The 22200-nt window shown below is 42.4% G+C and carries 23 protein-coding genes and 2 tRNA genes; 5 read left to right on the top strand and 20 right to left on the bottom strand.

Features of this window, described 5'->3' with window-relative positions:
* Positions 1 to 2: 2 nt before the first annotated feature.
* Genes WAO38_RS02510 through WAO38_RS02470 form a run of 9 tightly spaced genes read right to left on the bottom strand, consistent with a single transcriptional unit; the run spans position 3 to position 8309 of the window.
* Positions 3 to 692 carry a WbqC family protein gene (locus WAO38_RS02510; RefSeq protein WP_422234030.1) on the bottom strand — a complete coding sequence of 230 codons (690 nt, stop codon included), beginning with the start codon at positions 690 to 692 and terminating at the stop codon, positions 3 to 5.
* Positions 689 to 1762 (bottom strand): DegT/DnrJ/EryC1/StrS family aminotransferase, encoded by a 1074-nt coding sequence (locus WAO38_RS02505; protein ID WP_422234028.1) that lies wholly within the window; start codon positions 1760 to 1762, stop codon positions 689 to 691. The genes WAO38_RS02510 and WAO38_RS02505 overlap by 4 nt, the downstream gene beginning before the upstream one ends.
* A 6-nt stretch (positions 1763 to 1768) precedes the next feature.
* A complete protein-coding gene (locus tag WAO38_RS02500) occupies positions 1769 to 3088 on the bottom strand; it encodes an ABC transporter ATP-binding protein (RefSeq protein ID WP_422234026.1) in 1320 nt (439 codons plus the stop codon).
* A complete protein-coding gene (gene cysQ, locus WAO38_RS02495; RefSeq protein ID WP_422234024.1) occupies positions 3081 to 3866 on the bottom strand; it encodes a 3'(2'),5'-bisphosphate nucleotidase CysQ in 786 nt (261 codons plus the stop codon). The genes WAO38_RS02500 and cysQ overlap by 8 nt, the downstream gene beginning before the upstream one ends.
* Positions 3859 to 4461, bottom strand: a complete 603-nt coding sequence (gene cysC / locus WAO38_RS02490; RefSeq protein WP_422234022.1) for an adenylyl-sulfate kinase — start codon at positions 4459 to 4461, stop codon at positions 3859 to 3861. Before cysC (WAO38_RS02490) ends, cysQ begins: the two co-directional genes overlap by 8 nt.
* A 1-nt stretch (position 4462) precedes the next feature.
* Positions 4463 to 5194, bottom strand: coding sequence for an adenylyl-sulfate kinase (gene cysC / locus WAO38_RS02485; RefSeq protein WP_422234020.1), 732 nt, complete (start codon positions 5192 to 5194; stop codon positions 4463 to 4465).
* Positions 5191 to 6594, bottom strand: coding sequence for a sulfate adenylyltransferase subunit CysN (gene cysN / locus WAO38_RS02480; RefSeq protein ID WP_422234018.1), 1404 nt, complete (start codon positions 6592 to 6594; stop codon positions 5191 to 5193). The genes cysC (WAO38_RS02485) and cysN overlap by 4 nt, the downstream gene beginning before the upstream one ends.
* Positions 6594 to 7487 carry a sulfate adenylyltransferase subunit CysD gene (gene cysD / locus WAO38_RS02475; RefSeq protein ID WP_422234016.1) on the bottom strand — a complete coding sequence of 298 codons (894 nt, stop codon included), beginning with the start codon at positions 7485 to 7487 and terminating at the stop codon, positions 6594 to 6596. Before cysD ends, cysN begins: the two co-directional genes overlap by 1 nt.
* Positions 7488 to 7508: 21 nt before the next feature.
* Positions 7509 to 8309 carry an ABC transporter permease gene (locus tag WAO38_RS02470; RefSeq protein ID WP_422234014.1) on the bottom strand — a complete coding sequence of 267 codons (801 nt, stop codon included), beginning with the start codon at positions 8307 to 8309 and terminating at the stop codon, positions 7509 to 7511.
* Between the two features lie 145 nt (positions 8310 to 8454).
* On the opposite strand from WAO38_RS02470, the gene WAO38_RS02465 reads away from it, so the two are divergent.
* Complete coding sequence (locus WAO38_RS02465) at positions 8455 to 8856, top strand: hypothetical protein (RefSeq protein WP_422234012.1); 402 nt, start codon at positions 8455 to 8457, stop codon at positions 8854 to 8856.
* 47 nt (positions 8857 to 8903) lie between these two features.
* Here WAO38_RS02465 and galE read toward each other — a convergent pair whose 3' ends face one another.
* The 11 genes from galE to gyrA form a co-directional block, all read right to left on the bottom strand.
* On the bottom strand, positions 8904 to 9908 hold the full coding sequence (gene galE, locus WAO38_RS02460) for a UDP-glucose 4-epimerase GalE (protein WP_422234010.1): 1005 nt from the start codon (positions 9906 to 9908) through the stop codon (positions 8904 to 8906).
* 199 nt (positions 9909 to 10107) lie between these two features.
* A tRNA-Asn gene (locus tag WAO38_RS02455) sits at positions 10108 to 10182 on the bottom strand.
* A gap of 27 nt (positions 10183 to 10209) precedes the next feature.
* Positions 10210 to 10284, bottom strand: a tRNA-Asn gene (locus WAO38_RS02450).
* A 57-nt stretch (positions 10285 to 10341) separates the two neighbouring features.
* On the bottom strand, positions 10342 to 11280 hold the full coding sequence (locus tag WAO38_RS02445) for a radical SAM protein (RefSeq protein WP_422234008.1): 939 nt from the start codon (positions 11278 to 11280) through the stop codon (positions 10342 to 10344).
* Positions 11281 to 12324, bottom strand: a complete 1044-nt coding sequence (gene hemE / locus WAO38_RS02440; protein WP_422234006.1) for a uroporphyrinogen decarboxylase — start codon at positions 12322 to 12324, stop codon at positions 11281 to 11283.
* Positions 12317 to 12841: a YqhA family protein gene (locus WAO38_RS02435; protein ID WP_422234004.1), complete on the bottom strand. Its 525-nt coding sequence runs from the start codon at positions 12839 to 12841 to the stop codon at positions 12317 to 12319. Before WAO38_RS02435 ends, hemE begins: the two co-directional genes overlap by 8 nt.
* Positions 12842 to 12843: 2 nt before the next feature.
* Complete coding sequence (locus WAO38_RS02430) at positions 12844 to 13872, bottom strand: aspartate-semialdehyde dehydrogenase (RefSeq protein WP_422234002.1); 1029 nt, start codon at positions 13870 to 13872, stop codon at positions 12844 to 12846.
* A gap of 89 nt (positions 13873 to 13961) precedes the next feature.
* Positions 13962 to 15119, bottom strand: a complete 1158-nt coding sequence (locus WAO38_RS02425; RefSeq protein WP_422234000.1) for a sigma-54-dependent transcriptional regulator — start codon at positions 15117 to 15119, stop codon at positions 13962 to 13964.
* A 9-nt stretch (positions 15120 to 15128) separates the two neighbouring features.
* Positions 15129 to 15533 carry a hypothetical protein gene (locus WAO38_RS02420; protein ID WP_422233998.1) on the bottom strand — a complete coding sequence of 135 codons (405 nt, stop codon included), beginning with the start codon at positions 15531 to 15533 and terminating at the stop codon, positions 15129 to 15131.
* Positions 15482 to 15937: an LPP20 family lipoprotein gene (locus WAO38_RS02415; RefSeq protein ID WP_422233996.1), complete on the bottom strand. Its 456-nt coding sequence runs from the start codon at positions 15935 to 15937 to the stop codon at positions 15482 to 15484. The genes WAO38_RS02420 and WAO38_RS02415 overlap by 52 nt, the downstream gene beginning before the upstream one ends.
* Before the next feature lie 49 nt (positions 15938 to 15986).
* Entirely contained in the window at positions 15987 to 18470 is a 2484-nt protein-coding gene (gene gyrA, locus WAO38_RS02410) for a DNA gyrase subunit A (protein ID WP_422233994.1), read from the bottom strand.
* Positions 18471 to 18620: 150 nt separating this feature from the next.
* Between gyrA and WAO38_RS02405 the strand changes: the two genes are divergently transcribed.
* The 4 genes from WAO38_RS02405 (at position 18621) to WAO38_RS02390 (ending at position 22176) form a co-directional block, all read left to right on the top strand.
* Entirely contained in the window at positions 18621 to 18959 is a 339-nt protein-coding gene (locus WAO38_RS02405) for a P-II family nitrogen regulator (RefSeq protein ID WP_422233992.1), read from the top strand.
* A 246-nt stretch (positions 18960 to 19205) separates the two neighbouring features.
* Positions 19206 to 20555 (top strand): ammonium transporter, encoded by a 1350-nt coding sequence (locus tag WAO38_RS02400; RefSeq protein WP_422233990.1) that lies wholly within the window; start codon positions 19206 to 19208, stop codon positions 20553 to 20555.
* Positions 20556 to 20568: 13 nt separating this feature from the next.
* The gene (locus WAO38_RS02395; RefSeq protein ID WP_298691206.1) at positions 20569 to 20907 is read left to right on the top strand and encodes a P-II family nitrogen regulator; all 339 of its coding nucleotides are present in this window, start codon (positions 20569 to 20571) and stop codon (positions 20905 to 20907) included.
* 90 nt (positions 20908 to 20997) lie between these two features.
* On the top strand, positions 20998 to 22176 hold the full coding sequence (locus tag WAO38_RS02390; RefSeq protein WP_422233987.1) for an ammonium transporter: 1179 nt from the start codon (positions 20998 to 21000) through the stop codon (positions 22174 to 22176).
* The last annotated feature ends 24 nt before the right edge of the window (positions 22177 to 22200 follow it).

Raw genomic sequence — 22200 nt, 5'->3', positions numbered from 1 at the left:
CCTTACACCAAATTATATTGATTCAACATAGTTCTAATATCTTCGATTGCATTAAACATCATTATATCAATGATAGAAAGGTATGGAATGAAAGTATTGTTAAATTGTTGATATTTTCGAAGCTCTGTCTGCAAAAAAGCAAGTTCTAATCCATTGTTCAAAAATGTTTTTTTATCATATAATTCTTGTCCACCTATGGAATTTATATATTGTTTAGCTTCTAAAAGCTTGACGATATTGATTATTTTCTTTTCACCTGTAAGGAGATTCTGTTTATCGATTTCACTTGAATAAATAAAGCGTGTATCTATATTTAAATAGGATGAAATTTTTTCTAATGAGTGACCTATGAATTTTGCAAGATTTTTTTCTTCGTATTGTAAAATCGTTGAAATAAGAGGAAAAATCTCCTGAAAATAGGGGGCTTTTTTATATGTTATTTCAATTGTTTTAAGCAATTTATTTCTATTAGTCCCTATTTGTATTTCATGGATTTTTTTATTTTGGCTTGCCCCGATTAATTCCAAAGTAAAAAGTTGTTTTTGACCATTTATCAATATATTGTTTCGGTTTATATATCCTTTGTTGATATAATTCACATCATCAAATATCACAAAAGTATCTACGGCATTGATAAGTTGCCAGTATCCAATATAAGGGAAAAAATAGGGTTGCATAATTGCAACAGTCATAAATTTTCCTTTATTATTTTCATAATTGATAGTTGGATTTCATCTGACAAATCGGGATAGATAGGGATACACAAAACCCTGTTTGAGATGTCTCGTGAAATTGGCATATATTGCTTTGGTTCAATATAGCTCAGTGTATCAAGCGAGGGATAAAAATATCTTCGTGGATATATGTTTTTTTCATTGAGTGCTTTTTGTACTTTTAAAAGTTGTTCTTCAGTTTCAAATATTACAGGGAAATAGCTGTAGTTCAGTGTAGCATATGAATTTAGCTCTTGATACTGGACTAAACCTTTTAGCCCATTTTGGTAAGTCTCGTACACTTTTTTTCTTTTGACATGTATTGTTTCAATCTCATCTAGTACACACAAGCCCATGGCTGCTTCAAACTCATTCATCTTTGCGTTGGTTCCAAGTTCGGGAATTTCTTCTTGGTTTTTGATTCCAAAATTGATTAGATATTTCGCTTTTTGTACAAGTTGATCATCATTGATGATCAGCGCGCCACCTTCTATGGTGTGAAAAAGCTTTGTTGCGTGAAAACTAAGTGTTGTAATATCTCCATATTTGGCTACATTTTTTTCTTTGTACTTCACTCCAAAAGTATGAGCACCGTCATAAATCACTTTAAGGTTATGTTTTTTAGCTATAGCATCTATGGCTTCTACGTCACATGGATTGCCAAATACATGTGTTGCTACAATCGCTGAAGTATTTGGAGTGATTTTCTCTTCTATCTTATTTGGGTCGATGTTAAATGTTTTTGGATCAATATCCGCAAAAATAGGTAAAAGGCCATTGGTTACCAAAGAACTCGTTGTTGCAACAAAGCTAAATGGGGTTGTGATAGCAAAACCTTTTAATCCTAATGTTCTGTACGCTATCTCTAGTGCTACTGTACCGTTTGCGACTAGGATGATATTTTTTACTCCGAGATATTCAGCAAGCCTTTTCTCAAGTTTTTGCACAAGAGGACCATAGTTGGTTACTTTTCCACTCGTAAATATCGCATCTACATAGCTTTTATACTTTGCAATATTAGGAAGATAGGTTTTGGTTACGTTGATCATACTACTTCAATCAACTTGCATGATTTTTAATTTAGGAAATAAATCTACTTTGGACCATATTGGGTGAATTGGTCTTTGCCCTACTTTAAAAACATAAGCGTCAGGTACTACATCAATGAAAATCGGCGTATCATTTCCCTCTAAAAAGGATGAAATAACAGTTTGAATAGAATAACCATTTTCTTGAAGAGGAAGCTTTAAAATATAATCTATGATATATTTCTCTCCTGTTTTTACGTGTAATAAATGTTCACCCAATTGCTTAAAGCCACCGGCAGTGATATTTATTTTTTTATCATCAAAAATTTGAAAATTGATGGCGATCAAAAGATCAGAATAACTTTCAACATGTATTCGCACATTTACTTCTTGATTAAAATCGGGTTCTATCAATGTTTCATTATTCATATTTAATAATTCAACAAATTTGATTTTAGCTTCACCACTACCGTAACGAAATTGGGCCACTCTCTTAGCAAATTCTTCTGAAGTTTTAAATTTTAAGTCGTTAGCTACTTTAATGATATTTTGATTTGTTTCTGTAGGGCACATCTCTAAATCCATAGCAAATTTTTGATGTTCTTCATTCAGATGCTCTCTCATCTCTCGGATATACAGCTCGGCTATCTCGCTAGCGCTTCCTATGGAATGAAGTTTGCCGTTTTGTATATATATGCCTTTTTGGCATAGACTCTTTACAATATTAATGTTATGACTTACAAAAAGTATAGTAGTTCCTTTTTGTTTCATCCTATCCATTGCGGTCATACATTTGGCCTGAAAATTCATATCACCGACACTGAGAGCTTCATCGACAATCAAAATATCAGGATTAACATTAATTGATATAGCAAAGGCTAATCTGGCAAACATACCACTACTGTATGTTTTTACACTTTGATGGACGAACTCATCAATATCAGCAAAAGTAAGAATATCATCAATTCTGGCATCCATCTCTTCTCTAGAATACCCCATAAGAGTTCCCTGAAGATAGATATTTTCTATTCCCGTATATTCAGGGTTAAATCCTGCACCCAACTCTAAAAGGCTGGCAATCCGCCCATGGATATGAACACTCCCGCTAGTAGGGGTTAGAACTCCAGTGATAATTTTTAGGAGGGTGCTTTTCCCTGCTCCATTTTTACCGATTATACCTACAGTCTCACCTTTTTTTATTTCAAAGCTGATATTGTTGAGTGCATAAAACTCATGGTGGTATTTTTTCCCAAACGGATGAAGAGATTCTTTGAGCCGATCAACAGGATTGTCATATAGCTTATATGTTTTGGTCAGGTGTTTGACGGAAATCGCTGTATTAGACATTTAACTCTTTTTTTTGTAAACTGCATATAAACCAAGGGTTGAGTAAATTAATTTTATTATACTTTAAATAAGCTTCCATTTCCCATATCATAGTTGCTCCTCCTGCTTCTCTCAAGATGGCATCAGCCGCCGCTGTATCCCATTCCATGGTCGGTGCTAAGCGGGGATAAATATCGGCACTTCCATCAGCGATCATACAAAGTTTTAGCGAACTTCCTTTGGATATACATTCGATTTTTTCGGTGGATTTTGCCAAGTTGTCAATATACTTTTGTGTTTCAGAACTTAAATGGGATTTACTGGCAACTATACGAAGTAATTTATCAGTATTTTGGTTTATGTATAGTGGAAGTCGTTCATTATTTTTAAACGCTCCATTTCCTTGTTTAGCCCAATACAGCTCATTCAGTGCCGGTGCGTATACTACACCGAGTACAGGAAATCCATTATGAATCAGCGCAATATTGACGGTAAACTCACCGTTTTTTTTAATAAATTCTTTCGTTCCGTCTAGCGGATCTACCATCCAAAAATATTCCCAGCCCTTACGCTCTTCATCAAGAACCTCTTTTCCTTCTTCTGAAAGAATCGGGAATTGAATGCTTAGCGCCAGCAATCCGTTCTCAATGATTCCATTTGCTATTTTATCCGCTTCCGTGATGGGGCTTTTATCGTCTTTATACTCGACATCAAAATCTTTTGCATAGACCTCCATGATCGCATCTCCGGCTTTTTGTGCGATGGATATGATGTCGTTAATATCAATCTGTTTAAGCATTCAAAAATCCTCTTTGGCGTAAATACTCCAGGATTTGACTGACGGAATCTTCTACGCTTTGATGTGAGGTAGAGATGTGTATCTCAGGATATTTAGGCGCTTCATAAGGTGAACTGATACCGGTGAAATTTGGTATTTCACCCTTACGCGCTTTTTGGTAAAAACCTTTTGGATCTCTTTGCTCACATATCTTTAAGGGGGTATCGATAAACACCTCAATAAATTCTCCCTCTTGGAACAAATCCCGTACGATCTGTCGATCTGAAAGAAACGGAGAAATAAATGCACTGATCACTATCAGTCCTGCATCTACAAAGAGTTTGCTAACTTCTCCGATACGGCGGATATTTTCGATGCGATCTGCATCGCTGAATCCTAAATCTTTATTCAGGCTATGGCGGACATTGTCCCCATCGAGAAGGTAAGTGTGTTTTTTCATGGCATAGAGCTGACTCTCCAGCGCATTGGCAATTGTCGATTTTCCGGAACCGCTTAGTCCGGTAAACCACAAGAGGCAGGGTTTTTGCTGTTTCTGGATGGAATGTTGCTGTTTTGTAATGTGGTGCTGATGCCAGACAATATTTGAATTACTCACATTAAATCTTTATATAATTTTTTTTAAGATAACGGACAATAAGTTCAGCCGCTTCCTCAGTTTCCATCGTATCGGTATCGATGGTGATCTCTGCACGGATTGGCTCTTCATACACATCATTTACTCCGGAAAAATTTTGCAGTTCTCCTCTGAGGGCTTTTGCATATACCCCTTTGTAATCTCTGGCTTTACAGGTCTCAATATTAGCTTTGACATACACTACGACATTGTTTTTTACCATTTTTCGAATTGCCTTACGTGATTCTCGATAAGGCGATACGAACGATGCTACCGTCGAAATCGAGTTGTTTTGCAAGGTTTTGATGAGATGCCCTATACGGTGCATATGACGATTCCGATCATCTCGAGAGTATCCAATATCCGGAATCAAATCACGAATGTCTTTACTGTCGATCCTTTCAATCGGAATATGGTATTTTTTGAGTTTTTCAAATACCAGATCTGCAATCGTACTTTTGCCTGACAGCGGCAAACCGGTGAACCAGAGGTTGAACGGTTCAATTTTCTTTTTGCCCCACAAAATTCGCTGCCAAATTCTTTCGTGTGCGTAATAGAGTAAAACTTTAGAGATCGTCTCGATGACTCCGGCCGCTATCGCTAAATCCAAACGCCCGAAAAAGAGATAGACGATGATGACGGTAACCGATGTTGCAAAAAAACGCCAGCTAAATCCTTTTGCAATGGAACGGGTATTGGTTTCTTTGTACATCATATGGCCTTGCAATCCCATTCCGGGAAATGTTTTCGGATATAGGCATTGAGTTCTCTTTCCTCCTCAGTGTACTCTTTTCTCAGGGATCCTTGATCCCGTCGGCTTAGTCCAACGATCATCCCGGCGCCTACCGTATTATTGGTGATGCGGTCAATGACAATAAAACTGCCGCTCAAGCGGTTCGTATGATAAGAATCTGCCGCAATCGGACGTGTAAGAGTCATTCTGCATGAGGCGATGTCATTAAAATCGAGTTCTTCAACCTGCATTCTTTCGTAGGTATTGACATCAATTTTGTAATTTATTTTTTCAAAACTGCCCGCTAAAACCGAGGTCGCACGTTTGATATCATACATACGCCCCAATATCATCGGGTTCTCATCCATCCAAACCAGCATCACCTTGAGATTATTGGAAACGCTTGGAAGCGAATGGGTATGAACGATCATATCACCGCGTGAGATATCCACTTCGTCTTCGGTTGTGATGCTTATCGCCATCGGTGCATAGGCTTCTGTCGCCGTTACGCTGCGGTCTGCTTCGGTAATATCACCCGCATTAATAATACTTTTGACCTTTGTCGATTTGCCGGAGGGTAAAATTGTGATTTCATCACCGACTCGTACTCTTCCGGAAGCTACTGTACCGCAGAAACCTCTAAAATCAAGATGTGGGCGGTTAACGTACTGTACGGGGAATCTAAAATTTTCAGCTTTTTGCTCTTTCGAAATATCCATTGTATCCAGCAGGCTTAATAACGGTTTTCCGCTGTACCATGGAGTATGTAAGCTTACATTGACAACATTGTCGCCATTTAACGCACTCAATGGAATGTAATAGGTATTTTTGATCCCTAGTTCATTGGCTAAGGTCTCATATTCCTGACTGATCTGATTGTAGGTATCTTCACTAAAATCGATTAAGTCTATTTTGTTAATAGCAACGATGACATGTTCTATTCCCAATAAAGAGACGATAAAACTATGACGGCGGGTCTGTGTCAAGATGCCTTTGCGTGCATCTATGAGAATAATGGCTACATCGGCGGTAGACGCACCGGTGACCATGTTCCGGGTATACTGCTCATGTCCGGGAGTGTCTGCAATAATAAACTTACGGTTGTCGGTAGCGAAAAAACGGTAGGCCACGTCGATAGTAATCCCTTGCTCTCTTTCGCTTTGCAGGCCGTCAACCAACAGTGCCATATCGATTTTTTCACCGGTAGTCCCATATTTTTTACTTTCACTTTCTGCAGCGGAAAGCTGATCATCAAAGATCATTTTGGAGTCATACAGCATCCGTCCGATGAGGGTGCTTTTACCGTCATCGACAGAACCGCAGGTTAAAAAACGGAGCATGTCTTTGTGCTCATGTTCTTTGAGATAGTTGACAATATCCATTAAAAATATCCTTCAACTTTTTTCAATTCCATAGCACCTACCTGATCTTTGTCGATCAGACGTCCTTCACGCTCACTGCTCGTTGAGAGAAGCATCTCCTGAATGATTTCAGGCAATGTCGTAGCTGTGGAATTGATTGCCCCTGTTAGAGGGTAGCATCCGAGCGTACGAAAGCGGACCATCTCTTTTTTTGCCGTTCGGCGAAGCTCATCGGGCATACGGTCATCATCCACCATGATTTTAGTGCCGCCGTACTCCACTACTTCGCGTTCTTTTGCAAAATAAAGAGAGGGGATGGGTATCCCCTCTAAATAGATATACTGCCAAATATCGAGTTCCGTCCAGTTGGAGATCGGAAAAACACGGACGCTTTCCCCTTTATGAATGGCGGTATTGTAGATATTCCACAGCTCGGGACGCTGATTTTTCGGATCCCAGCGATGATGTTTATCCCGAAATGAAAAGATACGCTCTTTCGCACGGCTTTTCTCTTCATCACGGCGTGCTCCGCCGATAATAGCATCGTATCCGCCTTTGTTGAGTGCTTGTTTGAGTCCTTCGGTTTTCATGATATCGGTATGTATCTTACTGCCATGTTCGAAAGGGGAAATATTCATTCTGATCCCTTCGGGGTTGGTGTGGACGATAAGATCAAATCCCAAATCCTTGGCCCGCTGATCGCGAAATTCGATCATCTCTTTAAATTTCCAAAGGGTATCCACATGTAAAAGGGGAAACGGGAGTTTAGCGGGGGCAAATGCTTTCATGGCGAGATGCAGCATAACGGATGAATCTTTACCAACAGAATACATCATTACCGGATTGGTAAACTCTGCCGCAACTTCGCGCAAAATATGGATCGATTCAGCTTCGAGCTGTTTGAGATGAGTCATAAAATCCCTTGTATTCATTATTTATAAAACATCCGCGAAGTGAGGTCGAAGTTTACGAAATACAATCGCACCAAGAAGAAAAAACATTCCTGTTACTATCCAAAAATGGAGCGTCTCTATCGGTTTTTCCCAAAACCATACATTATTTATCAGTGCATCACGATAGCCTTGAGTTATGTAATAGGCTGGATTGAGCTTGAATATCCATTGATAGTTTTCCGGTACCATCGTAAGCATCCAAAAGATCGGAGTGAGCCAAAATCCAAATTGGATTGCCATCGCGACGAGTTGTCCCATATCACGGAAAAAAATTACGATAGAACTGGTAATCCATGAAATTCCGAGCAGTAAAATCAGTGTGGCAAAAAGATAGTATCCGATCTGGAACCAATAAATATTTGGCATATAACCATAATAGAGAAACATCCCAAGCATAAACAAAATAAAAAATATATGGATAATTAGTGCTGAAGCTATTTTGACAATTGGTAAGAGGCTGACTCGAAAGACAATTTTTTTGACTAAAAAGCTATTGTCCAAAATTGCATTGGTCGCTGAACCAAGAGACTCTGCAATAAAAAACCATGGAATCATTCCGGCGATAAGCCAGAGAACAAACGGGGTCTCTTGAATGGGGGTAGCCCTCAATCCTACCTGAAATACGAACCAGAAGATGAGGATAGTAATAGTCGGCTGTATAAATGCCCAAAGGACACCTAAATAGTTATTTAAGTAACGTGATTTAAAATCATTTTTGATTAAATCGACTAAGAGTCGATGGTTACGTATAATATCCCGTAAAAAACGATAAAAATTGGTCAAATAAGCTCGTTCTACTAAGGAAGTTATCATATATATGCTCTTTATTTTAATTTTATATTATCCCTTATAATGCCTTAAAATAACGATAATGGTTTTTATAAAAAGGTATATACTTTTTTAATAGTAATTTTGTAATAATTCGGACATGAAAATATTGATTATAGATCGAAGCGGCTTTCAGCTTCAGACCCGAAAAATGTTACTCGAAGAGGAACTTGGGGAAAGTGTTGATAGTGCCTCTACGTTGGGAGAAGTTTTTACCGCTTATAAAAAAGGGCTTTATGCCGTTGTCGTCATTGATCACGAGATAGAAAATGGCCAGCAATGTGTTGACCATATTTTATCAATAGATCCGGTGCAGAACATATTGGTCGTGAGTACGGCGATTCATTGTGTTATAAAACGCTGTGGAGACTGTGTAAACAATAATCAAATCCGTCGTTTGTTCAATCCGACGCCGATTAAAAATATTATCCGTCTGGTAGAAGGATTTCGAGGGTATAAATGTGATCATTACGATGAAGAAACTAATAAATTAGACGTGTGAGAAGTGGCCCCAGATACTGTACGATTATACAGAATCAATAAATCATTTTATAGCCGGTATCCATCTGGATTTTTGAATTGAAAATTCCATGTATCACGGCACATATCTTCTAAACTTTTGGATGCGCTCCATTGAATGAATTCTTGAGCGAAAGAAGGATCGGCATAAAACTCGGCAATGTCCCCAGGACGACGCGGAGCAATTATATAGGGGACTTCTTTTCTGCTTGCATTACTAAATGCTTTTACGATATCGAGGACACTGTACCCTTGCCCGGTTCCTAGATTAATCGGCGTACACTGAGGCAATTCTAACGCTTCTAATGCTTTAATATGTCCCTGTGCTAGGTCAACGATATGAATGTAATCCCTCACTCCTGTTCCATCATGTGTTGGATAATCATTGCCAAAAACATTAAGAAATTCACGCCGTCCTATTGCAACTTGAGCAATATATGGCATTAGATTATTAGGGATTCCCTGTGGATTTTCACCAATCAATCCACTCGGATGTGCTCCGACCGGATTGAAATATCGTAAAATGATGATTTTCCATGAATTATCCGAGCGATAAAGATCACGCAGTATTTCTTCGACGACGAGCTTAGTCTGCCCATAAGGATTGGTGGGTTGAAGAGGGTGCCTTTCGGTAAAAGGCAGTTCTATCGGGTTCCCATAAACGGTCGCAGAGGAACTAAAAACAAGTGTCTTGATATTATTGATTTTCATTGCACGAAGAAGACAAAGTGTCCCATGGACATTATTATCATAATAATCTAATGGCTTCTCTACAGATTCGCCTACGGCCTTAAGACCTGCCAGATGAATAACTGCATCACACCCTTCCATTGCCGCCATCATCGTGTCTTCGTCGCGAATATCACCGATTATGAGGGTTAGTGTTTTTCCTGTTATGGATTCAACTCGTCGTATTGCTTCTGCAGAACTGTTGGAAAAATTGTCATAAACAACGAGATCGTAACCTTTTTGGAGTAATTCTACGCAGGTATGTGTACCAATATATCCTGCACCGCCGGTTATAAAAATTTTCATGTTTTTCCTTCTTAAGTATAATACTTTATTTCAATATTTTTAAAGTTTAAATTAAACAGCAATAGTTGATGATTTTAATCACTGATAATTTTCAATTTGAGTAAGCGTAAATTTACAGGTGAGATTAGAAATAGGACAGTTAGGCAGATTGCCGGGCGTTTGTATTCTAAAAGTGATTATTGATAGGAATTATAAGGGGTGGCTCCGAATACTGGATTCGAACCAGTGACCAAGTGATTAACAGTCACCTACTCTACCGCTGAGCTAATTCGGAATAAAAAAAGGGAGAATCTCTAAAACGTGGCTCCGAATGCTGGATTCGAACCAGCGACCAAGTGATTAACAGTCACCTACTCTACCGCTGAGCTAATCCGGAATGTTTATGAGGGCGTAATTATACGTTATGAAGGCTCAATTGTCAATAAAAATAGAGTTATTTAACGCGTTTTCGGTCAATATTTTGGGTCGGAGTGAAAAAGATTACATTTGAACGCTCAATTTGAGCGATTTTACCTTCAGATATAAGGTTTTGTAACCGTTCTTTGGATTGTTCATCGAAAAGGGCATCGATATCTTCCGTGGTGAGAGGACGTTTATCGAGGGTTGTCAGAATCTCTTGCTCGCTATAGGGACTCGGTATTGCCGATGCATGGGTTCGTGAGACGATGTGGATCGGCAATAGGGGGTCAAAATGTTGTGAAAGCGTATAAAGCTCAGAAAAATCAAGTCCCTGAACACCATATGCCGGAGGGCGGTCAATCGTACCAAGATCGATACGCTCACACCGGATACCGAGCAGGGTATGGTTAAGGGCATCTATTTCCTCTGCTGCGTCGTTTACCCCTTTGACCAATAATATCTCGATAAAGAGTTTCCCCTGAAATACCTGTGAGAATCGGGTAATACTGTCAATAATGGCATCGATTTCGATCCCCTCGGCGGGACGGTCGATTTTTTTAAAGACATCCGGGGTAGCTGCATCGAGAGAGAGTTTGACTTGGTCGAGTTTTAACAGTGTGTCAAAGACATGCTGATCACTTAAGCAGGCGCTGTTGGAGAGGATCAGGGTCTGTATATTTCCCTTGATCGTATCGATTTGATCGATTAGGGGTTCCAAATAGGGATACATCGTCGGTTCGCCGTTTGCGGTGAGGGTGATCACGTCAATGTCGGGATGTTTTTGAAGGGCTTCTTTAAGGTCATTGAGTATGGTTTCCAGCGGAGTGACCGATTGCTGGTGTTCCATTGCCGAAGCAGGTGCGAGTTCGCAGTAAAGACAGTCGAAATTGCATTGTTTGTGCGATGCTGAGAGATCGACCCCGAGCGATACGCCGAAACGGCGTGAATGAACGGGACCGAAGATCGTATTCATTTAGTTTTTCTTACTCACTCGTTGGCACTCTTTTACAAAGTGTTTTGCATTTTCGACGGGGACGTCGGGGAGAATCCCGTGGCCTAGGTTGAAAATATGGCGTTTGCCGCCCATGATCTTTTGAATCGCTTCAACGCAGGCCGTCGTTTGTTCTTTGGAATACAAACGGCACGGTTCCATGTTTCCTTGGAGGACGTAGCGATCCCCGAGTTTTTCTTTTGCCAGAGCCATAGGGGTGCTCCAATCGACTCCGAAAACGTCGAAATTTCCATACACTTGGTCTAAAAATGCAGGGATCCCTTTCGGGAACATGATGACCGGTACGTGAGGATATTTTTCTTTTAAATACTCGGCGATCTCGACCATGTATTTCCATGAAAACTCATCGTATTTGCTCGGTTCGATGGCGGCTGCCCAGCTGTCGAAGATCTGGACGACATCGATACCGGACTGGATCTGTTTTTCCATGTAAAGTTTGACAACTTCGGTCACTTTACGAAGGATTTTATGGAGAAGTTCGGGATTTGAATACATCATTTTTTTGCAGATGTTGTAGGTCTTTGTCCCTTGTCCCTCGATCATATAGGTAGCGAGGGTCCATGGTGCACCGGTAAAGCCGATAAGGGCTTTCTCATCATCACGTGCATCGAGTTGTGCTCTTAAGATTTTGATGGTCTCATAGACATAGGTAAGTTTAGAAGCTGCCTCATCGCCGCCGATCAACGCGTCCAAATCTTCTTCGGATGCGATCGGCTGATCAAAAACGGGACCTTCACCTTTGATGAAGTCCAATTTCATCCCCATTTCATTGGGAACGACCAAAATATCGCTAAACAAGATTGCAGCATCTACGCCTACGATATCAACCGGTTGGATGGTCACTTCAGCAGCCATATCCGGGGCATGGCAAAGGTTTAAAAAGTTCCCAGCACGGCCGCGCACTTCCATATATTCCGGAAGATAGCGTCCGGCTTGGCGCATCATCCATACAGGTGTATAAGGGGTCTCTTTTCCGAAACACGCATCGACAAAAATTTTACTCATGATGACCTACTTTGCTTAGAAAATAAAGACCCACGGCAACTGCGGTGATGGAGAGGGCAAGATAAAACAGCTCCAATGCTCCGGTAAACACGGTATGTCCAACTTTTTGGAAGAAACCGACCACAAGCACCATCACGATGACTTTCGAGATTTTGTCTTTCAGCTGATCGAGTGAATGAACCGCCAGGAGCTGGTTTTCTTTTCCCTGTTCATCTTTAGCCGGGTCGATATCCGAAATAAAGAGCTCGTATAGACCGAAAGAGAAGATGATCATGACGACACCGATGAGGTATAGATCAACCGCGCCGATGATACCGCCGACTACTTCTTCATGAAAGTGCTCGGGATGCGCATGGGTCGCATAAACATTAATAACGTATGCCGCAGTTTGAAAAATATCGATACTGGCAATCGCAAAGAGTAAAACTGCACCGACAAGTCCGAAAACGACCGCCAGTACAATGATAAAGCGTGAGTTCCAAAGCCCGTGTTCAAATATTTTTTCGATTATATTCATCGTTATTCTCCTTGCATTTCAACCCATTTTTGGGCGATTCGTACGGCATTGGTCGCCGCACCGACACGAAGATTATCCGCGACAACCCATAAATGAAGAACATTCTCTCGGTAAAGGTCATTGCGGATTCGTCCTACAAAGGTCTCATTCTGATCGATACAAAGTGACGGCATAGGGTAGATACTCTCTTCCGGGGTATCGAGTACTATGATATTCGGAGCTTTGCTCAAAAGTTCGCGTGCTTCATCTGCATCTACGGCACCGTCAAAGGTGAGGGTAAGGGTCTCTGCATGACCGCGAAGTGTCGGAATACGGACACAGGTCGCGCTCACTTCGATCTCTTTGTGCATGATTTTTTGGGTCTCATTGACCATTTTGAGTTCTTCTTTGGTATAACCGCTATCGGTAAACGAGTCGATTTGCGGGATAGCATTCAAGGCAATACGGTGAGGAAATTTCTTGGGTTCGGTATCATCGAGTTTGAATGCGAAAAAAGCCTGCATTTGCTCGATAAGTTCTTCCATCGCCGATTTTCCGGCTCCGGAGGTTGCTTGGTAGGTGCTGACATCGATTCGTTGAAGATCATAGGCATCATCAAGAGGTTTAAGGGCTTGCACCATTTGGATGGTTGAGCAGTTTGGATTGGCAATGATGCCGCGGTTACGCCATTGGGCGATGTCTTCAGGGTTGACTTCAGGAACAACGAGCGGAACATCATCGAACATTCGGAAATGACTTGTATTATCGATGACAACGGCTCCGGCTTTTGCCGCATAGGGGGCAAACTCGGCAGATACATTGCCTCCGGCACTAAAGAGGGCGATCTCGATCTCTTCTTCATCAAATACGGTGGGGGTCAACTCTTTAATAACGAGCTCTTTATCATTGAAGGTTACGGTATTGCCGGCACTGCGTGCACTTGCCATCGGGACAAGCTTGGCGAGAGGGAAATCGATCTCTTCGAAAATGCGTAAAATTTCTTCTCCGACGGCACCGCTGGCACCGACGATAGCAACGTTATAACGTTTCATAGGAAGCTTTCCTTGGGGTATGAATAAAATCATCCGTAAATATTTTCCCGCGATTATAGCGAATCAAGGCTTGGAGGGGATTGAAAGATTTAGATTCTTCCCAACCCTCTGGCTTCCAAAAAGAGATCTTCGGTATCGATAAGATTCCCGTCGCTCAAAATCGCGGAACGCTCGACGACGGAGATGAGTTCCCGAATATTCCCGGGCCAATTATAGTGTTCCAGTGCATGCAATGCATTCGGTGAAAAGGATTTGGTTTCAAACCCGTACTGAAGGCAGTAACGCGCCAGTGCGGCATCGGCTATCGAGAGGATCTCTTCTTTGCGTTCGCGCAGAGGAGGGATGTTGAGTGGGATCGTGTTGAGGCGATAGTAGAGGTCTTCGCGGAATTTCCCCTCCGTGATTTTTGTATGCAGATCCGCATTGGTGGCACAGATAATGCGGACATCGATTTTGGTATTTTTAGAAGCACCCAGGCGGCGTACTTCTCTCTCTTGCAAAACACGTAATAATTTGGCTTGAAGGGAGTAGGGCATTTCGGCTATCTCATCCAAAAAGAGGGTTCCCCCCTCGGCAAGTTCGAATTGTCCTGTTTTCGCTTCGGTAGCATCGGTAAAAGCCCCTTTTTCAAAACCGAACAGTTCGCTTTCGATCAGATTATCGGGGATGGCTGCCATATTGATAGCGACAAAAGGCTTCGAAGCACGAGGTGAACTCTCATGAATATGGCGTGCAAAAAGCTCTTTTCCCACACCGCTTTCGCCTAAGAGCATCATGCTGGCATCGGTGCTGGCCGCTTTACTGATGCGTCCAAGGAGTTTGTCAAGGGCGGGAGAACTTCCTAAAAAAGTATTGGATGAAGAGAGGGAGACAGAGGAAAAAGGCTTGGGCATTTTTTTGCTTACACTGGCCGTTCTCTCAATCGCGGTGATCAGTGTTTCGATTTCGAACGGTTTGAGTAAAAAGTCTTTGACACCGAGTTGGATCGATTCGATAGCACGGGTGAGAGTCGCATTTCCGGTGATAATGATCACTTCGAATTTTCCTCCAAGCGTTTTAACGAACTCGATTCCATCCATTCCCGGCATATTGATATCACTGATAATAAGCTCAAAGGTATCGTCGAGTTTTTTCAGGGCGTCGCGAGCATTTTTAAAGGTATGAACATCGTATTTCTCATAATCGCCCATAGCGATCTCCAGTGACTTACGCATATTGATATCATCTTCAACAATCGCAATTTTCATCTATTTCCCCTATTTTAGTAGAGTGATTGTAACAGAGCGATCATTAAACTCGACTGCATAGCATTTCGTCGGAAGGGTAAGAGTCTGCAGCGTTTTAATATTGAGGGGAGTGAGTGTCTCATTACTTTTTATTTTAAACTCTTGGGATGCGGCAAACTCTAAAAAATGTGTCCTCTCCCGTTCCAACAGAGCTGCAAGTGTTTCATTCTCCTGCCGCTGCAGGGATAAAGCCGAAAGCGGTTCATTTGAACACGGGCGCATTGCTTTGGAAAGAGTGAGGGTTTCATCGATGGGCTGGATATTGTTTGCGGTAAGCCGATACCCTATATAGTAGTTATCGGCTCCTATGCAGAGAGTCGTGATTACTGCAAGACTCGAGAATAAGAAAGGGCGATTTCCATTTCGACTTCGCACAGACCCTCTTTAAATGTAGTATTGAGTATATTGGCTCCGCGAACGATTGCTTCAACGGATGTTTTGGTACTGGATTGCTGCAACATCATGTTTTTGATGGTGTCTTGGCCTTCAACTTGAACCCCTTTGACCCGCTCAGCAATCAGACGGTATCCATCTACCATTGCCGCACGTTTTGCGAGTGCATAGGCCTGTGCCGGGGAAGAGGTGACGGATGGGGCCACTCCTTGACCTGTGACGGTGATAACAAGTTCATTTTGCGATCGTAAAATCGGTTCGACACAATTTCCGTCAGTGCCGCTGTAGACACATCTAACCTTAGGCTCAGAGGGTTCGCTGGAGAAAAATCCCGCATGGAGTGCGGGAACAGTGAGAAGCAGTGCAAGCGCAGCATAGATTCGCATTCGGGTTCCTTTGGTAGGTTTGGAGTAATTACTTAATTAAAAGCAAATATTATTCCAACTCTAATGTTCCCTCAGGTGCTTCGCTCTCTTCATCTTCATCTTCTTCTTTTTTCGGACAACGGGAAATACTGGCGACATCATCCCCTTTAATAATGTAAACACCGCTGGTATTGCGTCCTGATTTTGCAATGGTCTGCATATCGACACGGATCATTTTGCCCGCTTTGGTAAGGGCCATCATATCCATGCTCTCATCAACCATCAGACAACCGACAACCGTGGTTCCTGTTTTCTGATTGAGTTTCATGGCGATGACACCGGAACCGGCACGGTTGGTGAGGCGGTATTCTTCCGCAGTTGTACGTTTACCGATCCCTTTTTCACTGACCATGAGAATCTCTTCTTCATCGCTTTTAATGATATTGGCATCGACAACGACGTCACCGTCTATTTTAAACTTGATACCGCGAACACCGCGGGTACTGCGCCCTTGATCACGGGTTTTGTCGATTTCGAATTTAATACATTGTGCGTATTTGGTAACGATAAAGAGATATTTGGTCTCTTCATTCGCGATGTGTGCGGTGATAAGTGCATCATCATCATCGAGAACGATCGCTCGGACACCGTTGCTTCGGACATTTGAGAATTCGCTCAGTGCCGTACGTTTGACAATCCCGTTTTGGGTAAAGAACACCAGAGATTTGCTTTCGCTGAAATCGGTTGTCGGGATAATCGAACGGATTTTCTCATCGGCCTCAAGGTTGATCAGATTAACAACCGCTTTACCTTTGGCGGTACGGGATCCTTCAGGGATTTTGTACACTTTGAGCCAGTGGAGTTGTCCGCGATCGGTGACGAACATTAAGGTGTCATGCGTATTACAGGTATAGAACTTCTCAATAAAATCATCATCATACGTGGTTACGGCAATTTTACCTTTACCGCCTCGAATCTGTTTTTCATACGCGACGAGAGGAACGCGTTTGATATAACCGCGGTGGCTGATGGTGACAACCATCGGCTCGTTCGGGATCAAATCTTCGATATTGATATCATCGTAATTATCTTCAATGTCGGTGACACGAGGGATATTGTACTGTTCGACAAGCTCAACGAATTCCCCTTTGATAATCCCTTTGAGGACCTCTTCACTGCGAAGGATACTTTCGAGATAGTCGATGTGTGCCAAAATTTCTTTCAGCTCATTTTCGATTTTATCACGCTCTAATCCGGTAAGGCGCTGGAGACGCATATCGAGAATCGCTTGGGCTTGGATAGGAGAAAATCCGAACTCTTCGATCAAACCGTTTTTAGCTGCTTCGCCGTCACTGCTAGCGCGGATCAGTTTGATGATTGCTTCGATATGATCGAGAGCTTTTTTCAAACCTTCTAAAATATGGGCACGGGCTTTTGCTTTTTCAAGATCAAAAATCGTACGGCGGATAATAACCGTTTTGCGGTGGTTGATAAAATGACCCAACATTTCCAAAAGGGTGAATACACGCGGCTCTTGATTGAAGACCGAGAGCATGATGATCCCGAACGTTGTTTCCATATTGGTCGACTTATAAAGATTGTTGAGGACGATTTCACTCATTGCATCGCGTTTGAGTTCAATGACGACACGGATCCCCTCACGGTCGGATTCATCTCGGATTTCACTGATCCCCTCGATAAATTTGTCTTTGACCAAATCGGCAATCGTTTCGATCAAACGGGCTTTATTGACTTGGTACGGAAGCTCATCGATGACGATGACATCTTTGTTCGATTTTTTCTCAATATGCGTTTTAGCGCGTATGCGGATACGGCCGCGGCCGGTTTCGTATGCGTCCAAAATCCCTTTTTTACCGTAGATGGTTCCTCCGGTAGGGAAGTCAGGAGCTTTAATGAACTGCATAATCTCAATCAGTGATGCATTGGGATTATCCATAAGGTAAACCAGGGCACTGAGAACTTCATTCGGATTGTGCGGAGGAATATTGGTTGCCATACCGACGGCGATACCGGATGAACCGTTGATGATAAGATTCGGAACACGGGTCGGAAGGACTTCGGGTTCGAAAGTGGTCCCGTCGTAGTTCTCAATCATATCAACAGTATCTTTTTCAAGATCTTTGAGAAGTTCTCCCGCATAACGGGTCATTCTCGCTTCGGTATAACGCATTGCTGCAGCGCTGTCTCCGTCAACGGAACCGAAGTTCCCCTGACCGTCAACCAGCGGTGCACGCATCGCAAAAGGCTGTGCCATACGGACCAGCGCATCATAAACCGATGTATCACCATGCGGATGATACTGTCCGATAACGTCACCGACGATACGGGCCGATTTCTTATATTTTGAACCTGCGGAGAGGCTTAGTTTGTCCATGGCATAAAGAATACGTCTGTGTACCGGTTTAAGACCGTCTCGGACGTCAGGAAGTGCACGCCCGATGATAACGCTCATCGAGTAATCAAGATAACTGCTCTTGAGTGTGTCTTCTATATTAATGTCATTTATTTCGCTGTTGTCTAGCAGATCGTTCATGCGGTCCCCAAAAGTGAAGATAATATGGCTGATTATAGCCGAATGAGACTTAAATTCTTAAAAACTGTTTTTTTAGCTTTAATTTGCTTAATTAATTAAATAAGGTTACAATTGTCTCAATAGATCAGTCATTATGGAGTTCATTAATTTATGAAAAAAATTGAAGCGGTTATCAAACCATTTAAACTTGAAGACGTAAAAGACGCCCTTGCCGAAATCGGTATCACGGGTATGACGGTAAGTGAAGTAAAAGGATACGGACGACAAAAAGGGCACAGTGAGCTATACCGCGGCGCTGAGTATGTCGTTGACTTTCTTCCGAAGATCAAGATGGAGATGGTCGTTGATGATGCGATGGCCGACCAAGTGGTCAATACGGTTGTCGAAGCTGCCCGTACCGGCAAAATCGGAGACGGTAAAATTTTTATCAGCGATATTAATCAAATCATCCGAATCCGTACGGGTGAAACCGACAGCGACGCGATCTAATCTGCCCATTCATCTTCTTGCAGTGAGACTATTTTCATTGCAAGAGTTAAATTATCGACTTCCCGTTTAATCAGTACTTATTCTCTTTCCTTATATATAAAAAATCATCTGTTTTTAAATTCATCTCTATAACTGCTTAAAATTTAAGCAATAATTTGCGCCATTGCTTTTAAATTACTCTGTACAATGGTATCTGACATTTACGTTAATACGGACCGATCAAAAAGTCCAAAATAAGGAGAAAAAATGAAAAAGTGGCTTTTAGCTTTATCGCTACTAGGCGTATCGGCATTTGCTGATGATGCGGAAACAGCGGTTGCTGCTGTGGCAGCTGTTGCTGAACCGGTACTCAACTCTGGTGATACTGCATGGATGATGATGTCGACAGCATTGGTTATGTTGATGACTCCAATCGGTTTGGCGCTGTTTTACGGCGGAATGACAAGAGCGAAAAACGTTCTTAATACCTACGCGATGGTATTCGGTGCATTTGCGGTCGGTTTTGTTGCATGGATCGTTGCAGGTTATTCGGTTGCATTTGGTACGATGGACGGTTCAATGAATCAAGTCATCGGCGGATTCGGCAATGTTATGCTCAGCGGTATCAGCTGGACAGAATTTGCGAGTGTTGATCTCGGTCAGCTTTATCCTAAATACGTTTTCGTTGTTTTCCAAGGGACATTTGCGGCCATTACGATCGCGATTGTTGCAGGTTCGGTTATTGAACGTATGAAGTTTTCAACGTGGATGGTTTTTGCAGCTATCTGGACAGTCGTTGTTTACGCTCCGATTACGCACATGGTATGGGGTGGCGGTTACCTTTTCAATGAAGGTACACTTGACTTCGCCGGTGGTACGGTTGTACATATGAACGGTGGTTTGGCCGGTCTTGTTCTTGCATTATTGTTGGGTAAACGTTCAGGATATCCTAAAACTGCGATGAAACCTGCAAGTGTCGTATTGACTGCTGCCGGTGCCGGTTTGCTATGGTTTGGTTGGTACGGATTCAACGGCGGTTCTGCATTCGGTGCAAACGCTATTGCCGGTGTCGCTTTCTTGACAACAACGATTGCAGCTGCTGTTGCAACATTGACATGGATCGTAATTGAGTACGCAGTATTCAAAAAACCGACATTGCTAGGAGCTGCTTCTGGTGCTATCGCCGGTTTGGTTGCTATTACACCAGCTGCGGGATTCGTAGGAGTATCCGGTGCATTTATCATCGGAATCATGGGGGCATTAATCGCTTTCTTCGGAGTAACTGCACTTAAGAAAAAATTGGGTTACGATGATTCATTGGATGCATTCGGGGTTCACTTCCTTGCAGGTCTTTGGGGTGCGGTTGCTACCGGTATCTTCGCTCTTAACGATAAAGCATTGTTGTGGGACGGACCGCTTAAAGCATCAGATGACCGCATGGGACAAATCATGGTTCAACTTGAGTCGGTTCTTGTTGTAGGAGCATTTACATTGATCGGTACGGTCATCGTTTACTTTATCGCAATGGCATTGACTGGCGGTTCACGTGTTAACGAAGAACAAGAGAGCCAAGGTTTGGATGAATCAGTACACGGTGAACGTGGATTTAACCTATAAGAAGGAATGAACAATGAAAAAAATTGAAGCGGTTATCAAACCATTTAAACTTGAAGACGTAAAAGACGCCCTTGCCGAAATCGGTATTACGGGTATGACAGTGAGTGAAGTAAAAGGTTACGGACGACAAAAAGGGCACAGCGAGTTGTATCGCGGTGCTGAGTATGTTGTTGATTTTCTTCCGAAAATCAAAATGGAAATGGTTGTTGACGATGCAATGGTTGATCAAGTGGTCAATACGGTTGTTGAGTCTGCTCGTACCGGCAAAATCGGAGACGGCAAAATCTTCGTAAGCGATATCAGTAAAATCGTCCGTATCCGTACGGGTGAGACTGACGTCGAAGCTATTTAATCATTTGATTAAAATTTAATCAACAGTTCTACTCAAATCCATTTATTTGGATATATAATGCACACCTTTATCTCAAATTAAAGGTGCTGCATGGATACTGCGTACGTTATCGATACCTTCTTTGCTCTTTTTTCAATCACTTTGATTATTTTAATGGTTCCGGGTTTTGCTATGCTCGAGGCAGGTTTGGTCCGTACTAAAAACGTTTCCAGCGTTTTGACCGTCAATGTTATGATTTACGCGGTTGCGTCGATGGCATTTATTCTGATCGGATTTCATTTAGCTTTTGGCGACGCACAGACTACGAGCATGAGTAAATGGGCTTTTTTCATGTTTCAAATGGCGTTCGTCGGTAAGGCGATCAACATTATGAGCGGTGGGGTCGGAGAACGTGCTATGTTGCTGCCGTTGACACTTTTTACGATTGTCATGGGAGCCTTGATCTATCCGACAGCGGTGAATATCAGCTGGGGAAGTGACTGGTTAAAAGAGACTATTTTTGATTTGAACTTTGTTGATCTGGCCGGTTCTACCGTAATCCACTCTACCGGAGGATGGGCGCTTCTTGCGGCGATTTTGATTATCGGACCGCGTAAAGGGCGTTATGTCGGCGATCAAATCCGTGTTATTCCCGCTTCCAATATCCCTTTGGTCGTTTTGGGTGCAATGCTGCTCTGGATCGGATGGTTCGGTTTTAACGGCGGATCCGTGGGAAGTATCGCAACCAAAGAGGCGGCAGACAGTGTCGCTTTGACGATTTTCAATACCAATGTGGCAGGGCTTGCCGGTGCGATTTCAGCGGGGATCATTATTTATGTTCGATACAAACTTTTTGATATCACGATGATTCTCAACGGTGCGCTGGGGGGATTGGTAGCGATTACCGCCGGACCGCATCTCTATTCTTTGTATGATTCATTGCTGGTCGGTTTGATCGGCGGTATTTTGGTCGTTTTGGCGATTCCGATTTTTGACCGTTTTCGAATCGATGATCCGGTCGGAGCATTATCGGTCCATCTGGTTAACGGTATCTGGGGGACGCTTGCGGTGGGAATTTTTGCTTCTGATGCTGCGAACGGAATAACCTTCTTGAATCAGCTCAAAGGGGTTGCCGAAATCGCCGTATTTGTCTTTACCGTATCGTTTGGCGTTATTTATCTTATCAATAAAATCGTTCCGTTTCGCGCAACGGATGAAGATCAGCTCCAAGGGCTGGATGTCAGCGAATGCGGGCTTGAAGCCTATCCTGAATTTAAACGGGCTATTTAACACTTTTGTAACACTTCCCAGCTA

The organism is Sulfuricurvum sp. (assembly GCF_049277495.1).
Lineage (GTDB): Bacteria > Campylobacterota > Campylobacteria > Campylobacterales > Sulfurimonadaceae > Sulfuricurvum.
This window is presented reverse-complemented; position numbering and strand designations above follow the sequence as displayed.

What these genes read in the sequence shown, in the direction of transcription:
- WAO38_RS02445 (WP_422234008.1), bottom strand. Translation starts at nt 11,280, where the DNA reads ATGAATACGATCTTCGGTCCCGTTCATTCACGCCGTTTCGGCGTATCG.
- WAO38_RS02425 (WP_422234000.1), bottom strand. Translation starts at nt 15,119, where the DNA reads ATGAAAATTGCGATTGTTGAAGATGATATCAATATGCGTAAGTCACTG.
- cysQ (WP_422234024.1), bottom strand. Translation starts at nt 3,866, where the DNA reads ATGCTTAAACAGATTGATATTAACGACATCATATCCATCGCACAAAAA.
- WAO38_RS02505 (WP_422234028.1), bottom strand. Translation starts at nt 1,762, where the DNA reads ATGATCAACGTAACCAAAACCTATCTTCCTAATATTGCAAAGTATAAA.
- cysC (WP_422234020.1), bottom strand. Translation starts at nt 5,194, where the DNA reads ATGATGTACAAAGAAACCAATACCCGTTCCATTGCAAAAGGATTTAGC.
- galE (WP_422234010.1), bottom strand. Translation starts at nt 9,908, where the DNA reads ATGAAAATTTTTATAACCGGCGGTGCAGGATATATTGGTACACATACC.
- WAO38_RS02435 (WP_422234004.1), bottom strand. Translation starts at nt 12,841, where the DNA reads ATGAATATAATCGAAAAAATATTTGAACACGGGCTTTGGAACTCACGC.
- cysD (WP_422234016.1), bottom strand. Translation starts at nt 7,487, where the DNA reads ATGACTCATCTCAAACAGCTCGAAGCTGAATCGATCCATATTTTGCGC.
- WAO38_RS02405 (WP_422233992.1), top strand. Translation starts at nt 18,621, where the DNA reads ATGAAAAAAATTGAAGCGGTTATCAAACCATTTAAACTTGAAGACGTA.
- gyrA (WP_422233994.1), bottom strand. Translation starts at nt 18,470, where the DNA reads ATGAACGATCTGCTAGACAACAGCGAAATAAATGACATTAATATAGAA.
- cysN (WP_422234018.1), bottom strand. Translation starts at nt 6,594, where the DNA reads ATGGATATTGTCAACTATCTCAAAGAACATGAGCACAAAGACATGCTC.
- WAO38_RS02510 (WP_422234030.1), bottom strand. Translation starts at nt 692, where the DNA reads ATGACTGTTGCAATTATGCAACCCTATTTTTTCCCTTATATTGGATAC.
- WAO38_RS02500 (WP_422234026.1), bottom strand. Translation starts at nt 3,088, where the DNA reads ATGTCTAATACAGCGATTTCCGTCAAACACCTGACCAAAACATATAAG.
- hemE (WP_422234006.1), bottom strand. Translation starts at nt 12,324, where the DNA reads ATGAGTAAAATTTTTGTCGATGCGTGTTTCGGAAAAGAGACCCCTTAT.
- WAO38_RS02415 (WP_422233996.1), bottom strand. Translation starts at nt 15,937, where the DNA reads ATGCGAATCTATGCTGCGCTTGCACTGCTTCTCACTGTTCCCGCACTC.
- WAO38_RS02430 (WP_422234002.1), bottom strand. Translation starts at nt 13,872, where the DNA reads ATGAAACGTTATAACGTTGCTATCGTCGGTGCCAGCGGTGCCGTCGGA.
- WAO38_RS02390 (WP_422233987.1), top strand. Translation starts at nt 20,998, where the DNA reads ATGGATACTGCGTACGTTATCGATACCTTCTTTGCTCTTTTTTCAATC.
- WAO38_RS02395 (WP_298691206.1), top strand. Translation starts at nt 20,569, where the DNA reads ATGAAAAAAATTGAAGCGGTTATCAAACCATTTAAACTTGAAGACGTA.
- WAO38_RS02400 (WP_422233990.1), top strand. Translation starts at nt 19,206, where the DNA reads ATGAAAAAGTGGCTTTTAGCTTTATCGCTACTAGGCGTATCGGCATTT.
- WAO38_RS02465 (WP_422234012.1), top strand. Translation starts at nt 8,455, where the DNA reads ATGAAAATATTGATTATAGATCGAAGCGGCTTTCAGCTTCAGACCCGA.